Source organism: Acetobacter sp. (genome assembly GCF_022483985.1).
In the GTDB taxonomy this organism is placed as follows: domain Bacteria; phylum Pseudomonadota; class Alphaproteobacteria; order Acetobacterales; family Acetobacteraceae; genus Acetobacter.
This window is the reverse complement of the sequence record NZ_JAKVME010000002.1, coordinates 141,848-155,584: the sequence shown is the minus strand read 5'-3', so window position 1 is coordinate 155,584 and position 13,737 is coordinate 141,848. Positions and strand designations below refer to the sequence as shown.

The 13,737-nt window shown below is 58.9% G+C and carries 8 protein-coding genes; 2 read left to right on the top strand and 6 right to left on the bottom strand.

Features of this window, described 5'->3' with window-relative positions; all coding sequences use genetic code 11:
• Positions 1–99: 99 nt before the first annotated feature.
• From LKE90_RS12420 to LKE90_RS12395, 6 genes are all read right to left on the bottom strand, one after another.
• Positions 100–2,826: a hypothetical protein gene (locus LKE90_RS12420; RefSeq protein ID WP_291494346.1), complete on the bottom strand. Its 2,727-nt coding sequence runs from the start codon at positions 2,824–2,826 to the stop codon at positions 100–102.
• Entirely contained in the window at positions 2,823–3,959 is a 1,137-nt protein-coding gene (locus LKE90_RS12415) for a metallophosphoesterase family protein (protein ID WP_291494394.1), read from the bottom strand. Before LKE90_RS12415 ends, LKE90_RS12420 begins: the two co-directional genes overlap by 4 nt.
• A 220-nt stretch (positions 3,960–4,179) precedes the next feature.
• A complete protein-coding gene (locus tag LKE90_RS12410; RefSeq protein WP_291494348.1) occupies positions 4,180–4,611 on the bottom strand; it encodes a DUF4279 domain-containing protein in 432 nt (143 codons plus the stop codon).
• 189 nt (positions 4,612–4,800) lie between these two features.
• The gene (locus LKE90_RS12405) at positions 4,801–7,047 is read right to left on the bottom strand and encodes a peptidase domain-containing ABC transporter (RefSeq protein WP_291494349.1); all 2,247 of its coding nucleotides are present in this window, start codon (positions 7,045–7,047) and stop codon (positions 4,801–4,803) included.
• A complete protein-coding gene (locus LKE90_RS12400) occupies positions 7,044–8,363 on the bottom strand; it encodes an HlyD family secretion protein (protein WP_291494351.1) in 1,320 nt (439 codons plus the stop codon). Before LKE90_RS12400 ends, LKE90_RS12405 begins: the two co-directional genes overlap by 4 nt.
• A gap of 136 nt (positions 8,364–8,499) precedes the next feature.
• Positions 8,500–8,886 carry a hypothetical protein gene (locus LKE90_RS12395; protein ID WP_291494353.1) on the bottom strand — a complete coding sequence of 129 codons (387 nt, stop codon included), beginning with the start codon at positions 8,884–8,886 and terminating at the stop codon, positions 8,500–8,502.
• A gap of 399 nt (positions 8,887–9,285) precedes the next feature.
• On the opposite strand from LKE90_RS12395, the gene LKE90_RS12390 reads away from it, so the two are divergent.
• Entirely contained in the window at positions 9,286–11,022 is a 1,737-nt protein-coding gene (locus LKE90_RS12390; RefSeq protein ID WP_291494355.1) for a Hint domain-containing protein, read from the top strand.
• A gap of 446 nt (positions 11,023–11,468) precedes the next feature.
• Positions 11,469–13,682, top strand: a complete 2,214-nt coding sequence (locus tag LKE90_RS12385) for an AfsR/SARP family transcriptional regulator (RefSeq protein WP_291494357.1) — start codon at positions 11,469–11,471, stop codon at positions 13,680–13,682.
• Positions 13,683–13,737 lie beyond the last annotated feature (55 nt).

The window sequence follows — 13,737 nt, the reverse complement described above, 5'->3', positions numbered from 1 at the left end:
CCCGCAACCCGGGTATTGCCGGGCCTTCTAGCAACGCCGGGGCCTCCTGTCATCCGACCAACGGCAGAATGGGTCCATTTCGCATCAGGTGTGTCCTGATCACACAGCCGGGAGCACGGGAGCGCCATCCGGCACGATACGCAGTGGCCTTGCCGACAATTCAGCGAACTGATCCTCCCGGCAGGTCATGACGATAATCTGCATCCGGCTGGCGGCATCTGTCAGAATGTCGAAAAGCGTCCTCGTCCTTACCACGTCCGAGAAGCACAGGGCATCATCGAGAATCAGCATGGCCGGGCGACCCTGCGCATGCAGGATATCCGCAAAACCCAAGCGGACCAGCACGGCAATCTGCTCCCGAGTCCCGTCCGAAAGATTCTCGACCCTTTCCTCATCACGTCCACGGGTCAGACCCGACACGGTGAAATCGGTTTGCACGCTGGCTGTCGCCCGGGGGAACAGCATCTCGATCGTCGGCTGGATCGCACGGGTCAGCGGAGCGAGATAGCGCTCGGTCGTCTCCCTTTCCGCTTCCACAAGCGTTTCCTTCAGCAGTCGGAGAACGGCGACCTCCTGCTCACAGGACTCGCGTTCCGTCCGGTGACGCTCGATGTCGCGTTTGCAGGCGGCAATCGCCTCATCCAGTCCGGCTCCTTCCGCCGCCTGAATCCGCACCTCGCGGGTCGCGACCTCCTGTTGCAGACGGGCAAGACGCTCCCTCCGCCCCGCAATCTGGGCCTCCAGACGGCTGATGGCGGCATCGACGAGAGCCTCCGGCTCGGCGGGCCGTTCTTCATTCAGACGATCCAGCACCCGCTCCGCCGTGTTCAGCGCCTCACCTGCCCTGTCGAAGCGCTCATTGAGCACCGCATCCGGCTCTCCCGCCTGCGCCGCGTCTTCCTCGCCCTGCAGGTTGTCCTGCCGATCCCTGAGCACACGGCTGTCAGACCGACGTTCCTCCAGCAGTTTCCGGGCGACTTCCTGTTCGGCGAGGGGATCACGCAGGGCTTCCCGCGTGCGGACAATATCCTGCTCCACCTCCTGCAAAGTCCGCCGGGCTGCCGCCAGTCCGGCTCTGGCGTCCTCCACGGAAGCCGGAAGTGCAGCGGCTTCATCGCCCCGTGCGTCTTTCCCCCGCGCTTCCCGCCATTGAACCAGCCCCGCTTCCGCATCGGCGATACGCTGCCGCAGCATCGCCAACGCACGCTCGGGCGTGTCGGCCTGAAAGGCCTTCATCGCCGCCTTCAGCCCCTCTTCCGCCGCTCTGCAAGCCGCTTCAGCCTGACGCCGACGCTCCATATCCGCGTGGGCCGCCGCCATATCCGCGCAGCCAGCCGCCTCCAGCGCCACCCGGAACACCTGACGTGCCCGGTCGATCGCTTCCTGCATGACAGCGCGATCACGTATGGCCGGAACAATGCGGATTGTGCCGACACCTTCGATCTTCAGTTCGGCCGGATCAACCAGATCGAGACGTCCGGCCTCCAGCACCCGTCCATTGAGACGCACCCGATCCGCCGCACCCGGCTCCAGAGTGACCTCCAGCCCTGTCGCCTGAGCGCCCAGCGCGGTCTCGGCCTCGAACACCGCCTTGTCCGCCACCTGAATGGCGCGGAGACGTTTTTCATCCACCCGGAAGACCGTGAAAGCTGCAAGGGTTTTTTCGACCTGCGTGATCAGGCTTTCAAGATGCTGCTGCTGACGAACAGCCTCATCCCGCTGTTCCTGCTGCTGAAGACAGACGAGCGCCTGCTCCGCACGGCTGACGGCCCCGCCCGCCGCCATCCGACGCTCATCGAGTTTGCCGAGCGCATCGCTTCGCTCCGCGAGCGCGGTCTCGGCCCTTTGCAGGCGCGCCTCCGCCTGACGATGCTCTTCCTCAGCCTCAAGAACCTTCTGCCGGGCGTCCGCCAGACGCTGCCGTCGGTCTGCCCGGAGCGTGCGCTCGTCCCGCAGACGGTTCCAGTCACGCTGCGTAGCCTCGACGGTCGCCTTGGCCTCGGCCTCGCGCTTTCCAAAACGCAACAGGTCGCTTTTCCGGGTTCTGGCCTGCTCAAGCTCGGCCTGTTCCGCCTGCTGGCGGACGGGATCCTGCTCCCGCCCCAACTGGAGACGGGCGTGAACCAGCTCTTTCAGATCCTGATCGAGAGCATTCTGTCTGTTTTCCAGATCAGTCAGCCGGACGGTGGCGGTTTCCTCTCCCGTCACGGCATCGGCATACCGGCCCTGCCGTTTATTGTGACCGTTGACCAGCCTGCCCAGATCATCCTGAACCCGTTTCAGAATCCGGGCTGCGTCCGCGCCTCCGGTGATTTCCGCGAAATCAGCGTTCAGGCAGGACTGCACGCTCTGCCGCGCCGTATCGCCCAGTTCAGGTTGGGTAAAACTCTGCCCCTGCTCCACCCACAACGCGGGAAGCAGGCCGTCGGTCTCATTCTTTTTCGTGGCGCTCAGGCCGAGAAGCGTCTGCACCTCCGCGTCCGCGTCATCACCTTCCTTCAGTCCGGCGGGGCCTGTCAGACGGGTAAAGCTTTTTTTCAGAAACTGTTTCTCAAAACGATAGGCCTGACCGTTCAGTATGAACTCCGCCAGAATACGGGGCGCGCCGCCACTATATGGCTCGAACGATCTGGTGATTTTTGTGGAAGAACCCGGCTTGTAGAGAAACAGCGCCCGCAGAGCCGCGAGCAGGGTCGATTTACCGGACTCGTTCGAGGCAGCCAGCAGATTCAGCCCGGGTCCCAGCCCATCGAGCCTGTGGATTCCGCTGAAGCGACGGAAGTTTTCGACTTCCAGAGCCGTAAAGATCAGTCCGTTCGTGCTCATGCGCTTCGCTCACTCCGCCAGAGAACCGCCAGCCTTTGCAGGGCCGCCATGGCGTGCTGCTGTTCTGGTCCCGGCGTTGCGCTCAGGGTCTGCAAGCGGGCGGCGGCCCGACTGACGACACCAGCTTCGCCGAATGTGGACAGATCCGCTTCGGACGCCACCAGTTCCGGACGCCTGCCCAGACGCAGCAGGCAGAGAGCGGCCTCGACGCCGGTCAGGATTATCTCGTCGAAAAGCGTCATGTCTTCCAGCGTCAGATGCCCTTCAGCGTCCAGCCAGACTAACAGGGAACTCAGATTCTGCGGGTCAAGCGAGCGCAGCCGGTTTTCCAGCGCCGCGATCTCCTCGCGTGACGTGAGCGTGGCCTGCATCCGTTTCCACGAAAACCGCCCTACCCGATGAGGTGTGATGGTCGGTACGGCGTTCGGCCCGTCAATCGAGACGACCAGCGCCGAACCGCCGCCGTCACCGCCCTTGTCGAACCCGTCGATTTCAGGCGTTCCGGAATAGGCGCACCGCTCATTGATTCTGTTGAAACCATGCCAGTCGCCGAGAGCGAGGTAGGACAGTCCGGCACGCGCGGCTCGGTCGAGCGCGATCAGGTTAGGCTGCTCGCCGGGCTGGCTTCCGAACTCACGGACTGACCCGTGCGCCAGTCCAATCCGCATGACGTCTTCCGGCGTTTCCGCCGCATCCATCCAGAGAGTCGGGTCATTCATGGTGTGGCGGCGGTTCAGCACGGACGGCAGCAACCAGACAGACCTGTCGGATGTCATCGCAACCGGTTTTGGCTCCAGGTACAGACGGATATTTTCAGGAGGCGCCGAGCGTCTGACACGGTCCCACACCCCATTGGGCTGGAGAAAATCGTGATTGCCGGGGATCAGATGCCAGCGCAGGTCCGGGAACTGACGCATCCGCTCCAGAGGCTGACGCAGGGTGCGGTCGGAGGGCGTCTCGTAATCATAGATATCCCCGGCCACGAGCACATCCGCAGCCCCCTGCGTCCGCGCCAGTTCGCCAAGCCGGTTAATGACCTCAAGCCGTTCGGCCTGAAGGACACGAAGCACATCGTCGCTTGCGAAATTGAACGTCTTTCCGATCTGCCAGTCCGAACTGTGCACAAACCGCATCACGCCGCCTTCTCTTCCGTTATGTGGCTTCACTATCAGAAAAGACCGGTTCTGACCTGTGCTTTATGGGGAGGAGCTGAGTTGTCGGGTATGTTTTAGCTTTTCACTGCATCACGCTGGCGGAGGCGGGCGCAAGGTTTCCGCCCATGTTCCACACTGACTCCGTGAAGCAGTTCCGTCTGGCATCGATGGAAATTTTTATAGCCTAAAGCAGAAAAGCCTATTCATCGCCATCGTCGCAGAATTGATAACAGTCAATAAAGAGCGGACATCCAAAACCCGCTATAGCGGCGAGAACCTCCGGCGATAACGTTGGGCCGCCATCAGCACTGTATTGGAAGTGACCACACCACCATACCCCTTCAAAGCGTTTCGATAATTCAATGATGATCGCTCGATAAGGCGTCAGTTGGCGGGAAACCAGCATCAAACCGTCTTCCAGAGAATGCCACTCATCCCGAAACGGCGAAACATCACTTGCATTGTAGCCCCAGAATCTGGGCGTTCGTCGTCTGCCGATCAGTTCACCTTTCGACGACCTGGTCGATTGAAGACCTATAATCGTGGATATTTCGGCGGGGTCCAGATCACCGCCAAAAAAACGAAACTCCACTGAATAGATATGATTTGACTGTGGGGACGACTGTGTCATCCGCGTTTCATAACATGCGGTTGTCACCAAACCCTAAAAACCATGAACAGAACACTTCATATCCCGTTCTGGCAGATGGATGCCCGACCGTTTCACTCAGCCCCTACCGCCTGCTCGAAAACCAAGACATACGGAAGATTCTCGGTTTCAAGATATTCTGTAAATCAGAGCAGCCCGGTCAAACCATTCCTATTGAGGCCTCGCAGGCCAGCCACCACCATAGCCGAACGAGCTGCCATAGGACGGCGGAGCGACGGGCGCTGTCTGCTGCGGTGCTGGCTGCTCCGCCTGTGGCGCGGGCTGCTGGACCGGCTGCTCTTGCGGAGCCTTGCGAAGCGTCAGCGTGCCACCCGGCTCAAAGGAGTAGATGTAGTCAGCATGGGCAATGGTCGCAGGTCTGTGTGCAACCATGACGCGCGTAACGTTCATCGCCCGCAGGGATTGCGCCACGATGGATTCCGTGTGTTCATCAAGATGGCTGGTGGCTTCATCTAGGAACAGGATCTGCGGACGTTTGTAGAGCGCGCGCGCCAGAATGACACGCTGCTTCTGGCCGCCCGACAGGGCACCGCCCATATCACCCACCAGAGTCTCGAAACCCATCGGCATACGCTTGATATCTTCAAGAATGGCGGCCTTCGACGCACAGTCGGCAATCAGGGCCTGATCCGGATCATCCGCAAAACCGCTGATATTGTCAGCAATGGAACCCGAGAAGAGGCCATCATCCTGCAACACGCCCGCGATACGCTCGCGGTAGGTTTCCATCGACAACACCGCCGTATCCACGCCGTCGATGTAGATATTGCCTTCATCCAGCGCATGCAGTCCCATCATGGCCTTGAGCAGCGTTGTCTTGCCACAGCCTGACGGACCGATGATCGCGACGCTGGAGCCGGCAGGAACATCCAGATCGAGTCCACGGAAAATCCAGGGTTCCTGAGCAGCATACCGCACCGACACCCCCCGACTGGAAAGTGCTGCGGAACCCTCGTAATGCGTGCCGGGCGTCGTTTCCGACACAGGCTCGGGTTCGGTCATGACGATGTCAGCCAGACGGTCAGTCTGGATATTCAGCATACGCAGCTTGAAACCTGTGTTGACCAGAGAGCCGACGCGGCTCGCAAACTGGTCCTTGTAAGACAGGAAGGCGACCAGCATACCGACAGACATGGAACCGTCCATGACCTGATAGGCTCCCAGCACCATCATGATCAGACGGTCCGCGCCGAAGATGAAGTCACCGAGACGGCCATAGATCAGATCGAAGCGCTGTAGCCGCAATTTGATGTTGATACTATCGATAACGATGTTCAGCCAGGTAGCGCGCCGACGCTCCCGCAGCCCGAGCAGCTTGACGCTGGCCATGCCGCGCAAAGTCTCGATGAAATGACTCTGCTGCTTGGCGCTGACGACAATCTGTTCCTCGGAAGCTTCGCGGTAGGTGCTGTATGTCACCAGACGCAGCAGGATATCGAGCGCCAGAGCGATACAGGCGACCAGTCCCAGCCAGCCACCATAGATAAACAGCATGATGCCCATGCCGACACCCATGATGCCATCCATGACGGTCTGCACCATGTCCGTCGTCATGGTCTGCTGGATGGTGCCCAGTGACCCGAAGCGCGACAGCACGTCGCCGACATGACGCTTGCTGAAGTAATCCAGCGGCAGGCGGGTCAGGTGATCGAACAGGCTGGTGTTCCACTCCAGACCGACCTTGGTGCTGAACAGTGTCACCGCCCATGTACGGACAGAGCCGATGAACATCTGCAACAGAAGCAGCAGCGCCAGTCCGAAGGTGATGGTTTTCAGCAGGTCATGATCGGCTGTGACAATGACCTCGTCGATCATGACCTGAGAGACCATCGGCGAGATCAGCGCGATGACTTCCAGCCCGAGGGACAGGAAGAACAATCCCATGAGCGCGCCGCGCAGTCCCGCGACATGACGGAACAGATCGCCCAGACGGATCGTCTCGCGCTCATCCTTCTTTTCGAAGGATTCGTTGGGAGTGGCTTCCAGCGCGACGCCTGTGAACTCGCGGGAAACCTCGTCCATGGTGATGGTGCGGTTTCCGACAGCAGGATCATTGATGGTGATCCTGTCACCCTTGACCTGCGTGAGCACCACGAAATGATTCATGCCCCAGTGCAGGATGCAGGGCTTTTTGAGATTAACGAGATCGTCGAGATCGAGCCTGACGGCGCGGGTCGAGAATCCCATATGGTCTGCAATCTGGACAAGGCTGCGAAGCGTCACGCCCTGAATCGAAACCGAGTAACGCCGACGCAGGGTCGCCAGATCGATCTGATGACCATAATGGGCCATGATCATGGCGAGGCAGGCGATACCGCATTCCGCGGCCTCGACCTGAAGAATCACCGGTGTTTTCTTGCCGAAACCGAACTGGAGGGAATTGAAGGCCTCGCTCATTTGTCGACGAGCCCCCCACTGATGGCGACGATGCTTTCGCGCATGCTGATCACGGGGTCGAATATCCACTGATAGAGGCGACGCGAATCGATGGCGATATCCGCCTCGACTTCCATTCCGGCTTCCAGCGGTTTTTTCTCACCATAAGCCATGATGTAGGGCTGATCCGGCTTGACCCGGATACGATAAAGATCGCTGCCACCCGATCCACCGCCACTGTCTTTCTTGTCCTGACCGCCGGACGCGGACTGCTGCTGCCCCTTGCCCGGCTGGGATTCCGTAATCGGCGCTCTGGTTATTTCCACAACCCGGCCACGCGCCAGACCAAAACGCTGATAGGGAAAAGCGGCGTAATGCATGAGCACAGGCTCGCCCTCACGCAGAAAGCCTATGGAAGCGCTGCTGACATACAGTTCCGCATCAAGCGACCGGCCCGTCGGCAGAAGCGTGACAAGCGGCGTTCCGGCAGAGACCTGCTGGCCAAGATTGCCGCGCACGGCGGAAAGAATGCCATCATCGGGCGCTTCGACGATAATGGTGCGATGGCTTTCGCTCTCGTCGATCTGCTTGTCGATATCGGAAATCTGTCGGTCCAGATCATTGATGTCATGCGCCGTCTGACGGTCGTAGCGCATCAGCTTGGACGTGTTGTCTGAAATCTTGCCTTCAGTATCCGTATAGGTCTGCATGAACTGGGCATGGCTGCTGAGCAGTTGCGCATAGGTATAGAGCTGGCTCTGGAACTGTGTTTCCGTGACGAGATGCGCGCTCTGGGCGTTTTTCATGCGGTTCACGGCGGCTTCCACCACCGGCAGCACCTTGGCGTCGTTGGAAAGCTGAAGACCGGTCAGATTATGCTGCTGCTGAAGATTGCGTATCTGGTTGATCAGCGCCTGCTTTTCCACGGGCGCGTCCGCAATACGGATTTCTTTCTGACGCTCCAGCAACTCGCGCTGTCTGCGGAGCTGTCCAAGAACCTGTTCCTGCGTCGGACCGGTTGAGGAGCGGGCTTCCAGATCAATGGTAAAAAGCTTCTGGCCCTTGCTGACATGCTGGCCTTCTTCCGCCAACCGGTTGCTGATGATACCGGCCGCGCTGGCGTCAATGGTGATCAGCCCTGTAGGGGGGAGCATGTAGCCCGTAGCATGGACGCGACGTGTATAAAGGCCGAAATAGACATAAAGAATGGCCAGAACGACCAACGCCAGCGTGACCCAGGAAATAACGCGTATGGAAAGGGACTGGCTCGCCTGCACCTGCCCCAGCCACGCCTGTCGACGGGCGTCAAGCGCTTCCTGACGGTAGAGAGAAGACATACAGAGAGGAGACCTTAAGGTGCCGAGGGGGTGGTCTTACAACCTCACATCAAAACAATAAAGAAAAACCAAAAAAAAGAAATCATGCACAAAAAATATGGGGAAGCCTGAAGCCTCCCCATATAGCGTCTGCTTTTTAGCCCAGACCGCCGCTGGCTGAAGGCGGGAATGTAATTGTGGTCATTGCAGTAATGCATCCCCAGCGGTTTGTGGTCACAGCGCCACGAATCGCGGACTGGACATTGCCCAGCAGGGTCTTCGCCTGTGCGACCGTCATGCTCAGACCTTCGGTGTAGCCCAGCTTGGTGTCAGCGTACATGTTGCTGATCGCGGACTGGATGGTCGAGCAGCTTGCGCCGTTGAAGATGTCTGCGCGGATGTTGTATTCGCCAGCCAGATAACCGGCATAGGCTGCGATGGTGGCAGCGCTCGGACCACAAACGACCGGCTGGTAACCACAGGGATTATAGTTCCAGCAGCCGCCGGACACTTCGGTCATTTCTGTCGTTGTAAGTTCACGCATGTCTATTCGATCTCCGTAATAATGAAACCGACCGCGACCGGGCTGTGCCTGACCTTTCCGACCGGTTCTAGAGCGATGCAAGGCCACGCCGCCCATCACGCTGACTTTCTGTTAATGTTTTTTCAACATTTCTTCCAGCGAATAAATCATTAACAAAACCGTTAACGCATTTTGTTACATCGCCACAATAAATCAGATAAATCCTTAAACCGTCAGCATATTGGTGAATCTTTTGATCCGCACATCTTACGCCTCCAGAGGGCAGCAACAAATTGTCAGACGAATGTTTGTATTTTACAAACATTTACGTTTTATTTTGTTGACAGATTTTTCGCCTTGTCGTTAATCAAAAACAAACACCGGCACGACCGGACAAACGATCAGGAGTGATCAGACATCATGGTTACAGCAGCGACCACGACACAGTACGCCGCATACACAGCAGGCAGCGGCACAGAGAGCGATCCATATGTGCTCGCTTCCAATTCCGGCACCATTACCCTTGAGACCGGCAAATACTACGTTCTCGAAGGCGGCGCGACGATCGGCACAGCCGTCATCAAGGAGTACAACGCTTCCGGTTCCACGGGCGGTATCAACGTCAACGGCGCTCATCTGACGATCGAATCCGACGGCAAGGGCACCAGCGTCGCTGGCAAGATCGACATGAGCGGTCAGGGCTCGTCTCTGGTTCTGAACAACGACACGGGCAAATGGTCCTACGAAGCCAATCTCGTGGGTAAAGACATCTCCGCCGGTGGCGACCAGTATTACACCTATCCTGCCCTTCAGAACGCGACGATCACCAATTTCGGTTCCGGCGCTTCCCTGTGCACCAACGACATTCCGGGCGGATTTGGCAAAACCATCGGTATTGAGGGCAGCTATACAGACAGTTCCACACTGGTTGTGAAGCAGAGCAGCTCGATTCCCGCAAACCCCAGCGACTCAAATCCCCACGGCAACAACGCATCCGGCTATTACGGTGTGTCCGTCACGGGTGTTGGCGGCACGTTCTCCAACCCGTCATCAACGCAGTATTTCTATCCGCAGAGCGGCACAAACTGCATTGACGGATGCTTCCTGCCGGGCACGCATATCCTGACACGCAACGGAGAGAAGCCGGTCGAGACGCTGGTCGAGGGCGACGAAATCGCCGTCATCGAGAACGGCCAGACCGTTTTCCGTCCGCTCGCATGGCTTGGCCGTTCGCACGCTGATGTCGCCGCCCTCGGCTTCGACGTCGACGCCTATCCGGTCCGCATCCGCAAGGACGCCTTCGGTGAGGGCGCGCCGCACCGCGACCTGCTCGTCACCTCCGAGCATTGCGTCCATGTTGATGGCAAGTTTGTTCCGGTCCGCATGCTGGTCAACGGCGCATCGATCCTGATCGACCGCTCCATCACCGCCTTCGACTTCTATCATGTCGAGCTTGCACAGCATGGCGTGATCGTCTCCGAAGGTCTGGAAACGGAAAGCTATCTCGACACGGGCAACCGCGGCACGTTTGAAAACTCTACGGTCCGCGCACTGCGTCCCCACTTCGCCGGTGGTTTTGTCATTACAGGCGGCAAGACCTGGGAAAACGACGCCGGCGCGCCGCTGGTGACGGATCAGGCAACCGTCGAACCGATCTGGAAGACCGTTGCCGCCCGCGCCGAGACGCTTGGCCTGTCCGTTGCAGACAACGCTGCGGAAACGACCAACGACCCGGATATCCGCCTCGTCGCCGAAGATGGCCGTGAAATCCGCGCTGTCCGTCACACGGGCAACACCTACAGCTTCATGGTTCCCTCGACCGTCGCCGATGTCCGCATCGTCTCCCGCACGGCACGTCCGTCCGAGATGATTGGTCCCTTCTGCGATGACCGTCGTGATCTCGGCGTGGTCGTGGGTGAAGTGGTTGTCACCAATGGTCGTGACCGCTCCATTCTGACCAGCCATCTGAGCGAAACCGAGATCAGCGGCTGGCAGGCTTACGAAGGTGGCGTGGGTCGCTGGACTTCCGGCAATGCCCTTCTGTCACTGGGTTCCGCCAGTGAGGGCCTGTTTGCCCGCATGGTGGAAATCGAAGTTCTGGTGGCTGGCCCCTATCGCACGGCGGATGCGGAACAGGCTGCTGTTCAGGTTGCCTGACCCGATCCGGAGTTTCTGACGGGCATACCCCTGATCAAAGATCAGGGTTGAGAAAGGGGGGCATTGCCTCCCTTTTTTTATTGACCGATATTCTCAGGAAAGAGACGAATCAGGTTTCGACCCTTTCTTCCTGAAACGGTTTTTTTTGTTTCTGATTCGTATTTATAGGGATCTCTTTCGTTATGCAGAACGGGAGGAAATCGCCCACAGCCTGACATGGGCAGTCAAAGCTGTTTTTGTAATGAAATGATTCCTACCAAAATAAAGCCTCTTTTACAGCCTATCCATCAGTTTCCGAGCAACAGTCAAAACATAGTCCTGCGTGTCACGTTCATTTCCGCGAAACTGTTTCGCTGCACACTTACCCATTATCGGAAGCCCCACTATCGGAGGCGCGTGTCCGAACCGGAAAAAAGGGTCGGCGACACAGGAGGGATCAGGGACACATGGGTCTGTTCGGCACCATTAAACCCGGACTGAGGAAATCTCAGGCGGCCATTCTGCATCTTGATCTGCTGGGGTCCATGGCTGTCCAGATGCTTGATGGAACAGCCCTGACGCCAACAGGCGCCAAGACACGCGGATTGCTGGCCATACTCGCCCTGTCGGATCGCCGCCCTGTTACACGGAAAACCCTTGCGCACCTGCTCTGGAGCCGACGCTCCGATGAACAGGCGCGCGCATCCCTGCGGCAGGAAATCCACAGACTTTCGGAGGCTCTCAGCCCTCTCGGCACGGACATCCTTGATATCCAGCGCCATGCCCTGACGCTGAAACCCGTTCTCACCACGGTTGACGCCGAGCGCTACCTGAACGCTTCTCCTTCCGGCATTCTGAAGCTTCCCGAAACAGATTCCACCCTTCTGACCGATCTTGAGGCCGTCGATCCCGCGCTGGATGAATGGCTGACACAGCAGCGCGCCCGCCTGACGCAGCATCTGACAACGGTTCTGGAGCAGGCCCAGACATCGCTTCCCGATCCGGAGCAGCGGATTGCCGCCGCGAACAGGCTGCTCCGCCTCGACCGACTGAATGAAAATGCCTGGAAAACCCTGATGCGGGAGCTGGTCAGGACAGCGGACACCAGTGCGGCGCTTCTTGCGGCAGAACAATGTCTTGCGACATTCCGGGACTCCCTTGCGAATGAACCATCCGCCTCAACCAAGCTGCTGATAGATGAACTTCGCGCCTCTCAGGGTGCTGGCCGCCCCGGCTCGCATGCCGACATTCTGTCGGAAAGAAGCTCTTCCCGCGAAGCCAGTTTTTCGTCCGAACGCGCCTTTCATGGCGTCCCGAACAACGTCACACACACAGCGGAAGGCTGGGGCACAGGCAGTCTGACCATCGCCAGCGTCGGTTTCTCGCCTCTGCAACCCGAGTTGCTGACCGCCGTCACGCCAGCGCTTGAGACCATTCTGGACCAGACAGCCGTCGGTCTTGCCAATCAGGGGTTTCTGGCGGTGTTTCCGCCTTTTCAGACACCCCCCTTACGTGAATCCTCCAAGCTCGAAACCAGAGCCTCCGGCGATTATCTGGTCCAGACCAAAATACAGACCAGCCTTCTACCCGGCGCCACGGAAGGCACGCTCAATCATCAGATCCGGCTGATTGTCCGCGTGATCGACCAGCGGCGGGACGGCATGATTGTCTGGGCAGAGCGCTTTCCGGTTCTCCCCGAAAACTCCGACACGATCGCCGCTCTGCTGACATCCGAAATCAGCTGGCGAATCGCGCTGGCGGAGGCGCGGAATTCAGCGAACCGTCATGCTGACGAGCTGACACCTCTGGAAGCCGGACTGAGGGCGTTCGCCTTCATCAATCGCAAGGAGCCTACCAGCTTCCTTCCGACGGAAAAGTTGCTGCACAGCGCCCTTCGGCGTGATCCCCAGCACCCTTTCCTGCTTCTGACAACCGCCCTTTTCGGCCTGATCCGATCCTACGAACAGTGGCTGCCAGAAAGGATTGACCGTGAACGTACAGCCGCGATCGAGGCGGCGCGCGGCCTGATCCGTGTCATTCCGGAAACGCTTATCGGACGCCTGATACTGGCCCGCCTTCTGCTGGATCGGCCAGCGGAACGGATAGCCGGGCTCCGTCTGATTGAAGAAGCAAAACCCTTCGCGCCGTCACTCGGCATCACCATCACCATGGAAGCCTATGCCCTGCTGGTGAAAGACAGGCCCCGTGAGGCGGCAGCCAGTCTGAAGACGTTCCGCAGAAGTCATCCGACACATCCGTTCATCGATCTGTTCGACACGGACATCGTGCTGATCTTCCTGCTGGGAGACAATGCCCGGGAAGCCGTGGAACGGTCCCGCATCGCCTGCAGCATGTCACCGACCCGCCTCTCCATGCTGACGCTTCATCTGGCCGGTCTTGCGGCGCTTGAGGAAACCGACACTGAATCGTGCGTGGATGAACAGGCCGAGGTCCGTTCCCAGATTCTGCGGCTGATGCCGGATTTTTCTCTTGAAACCGTGAGCGCTCACTATGCCTGCCTCCCGCCGGCCCAGCTCTCGGCCCTTCTGGCGCTGCTGGAACGCGCAGGAATTCCCTCAACGCCCAGACCCTTTACGCCCCAGACAAAGCCAGCGCTTGGCGGAACCTCTTCAACGGGATATGAAAGCTCCTCAGTCGTACCCAGTTCCTCCGTGCCCTGAATACCAGAAGGTCTTGCACCGGGTGGGGGCGGCTGGCGGGTCTTGCTTCAGGAGT

Excerpts from the sequence above, each read along its gene's own strand:
- LKE90_RS12385 (WP_291494357.1), top strand. The coding sequence starts at position 11,469 with ATGGGTCTGTTCGGCACCATTAAACCCGGACTGAGGAAATCTCAGGCG.
- LKE90_RS12410 (WP_291494348.1), bottom strand. The coding sequence starts at position 4,611 with ATGACACAGTCGTCCCCACAGTCAAATCATATCTATTCAGTGGAGTTT.
- LKE90_RS12420 (WP_291494346.1), bottom strand. The coding sequence starts at position 2,826 with ATGAGCACGAACGGACTGATCTTTACGGCTCTGGAAGTCGAAAACTTC.
- LKE90_RS12405 (WP_291494349.1), bottom strand. The coding sequence starts at position 7,047 with ATGAGCGAGGCCTTCAATTCCCTCCAGTTCGGTTTCGGCAAGAAAACA.
- LKE90_RS12395 (WP_291494353.1), bottom strand. The coding sequence starts at position 8,886 with ATGCGTGAACTTACAACGACAGAAATGACCGAAGTGTCCGGCGGCTGC.
- LKE90_RS12415 (WP_291494394.1), bottom strand. The coding sequence starts at position 3,959 with ATGCGGTTTGTGCACAGTTCGGACTGGCAGATCGGAAAGACGTTCAAT.
- LKE90_RS12390 (WP_291494355.1), top strand. The coding sequence starts at position 9,286 with ATGGTTACAGCAGCGACCACGACACAGTACGCCGCATACACAGCAGGC.
- LKE90_RS12400 (WP_291494351.1), bottom strand. The coding sequence starts at position 8,363 with ATGTCTTCTCTCTACCGTCAGGAAGCGCTTGACGCCCGTCGACAGGCG.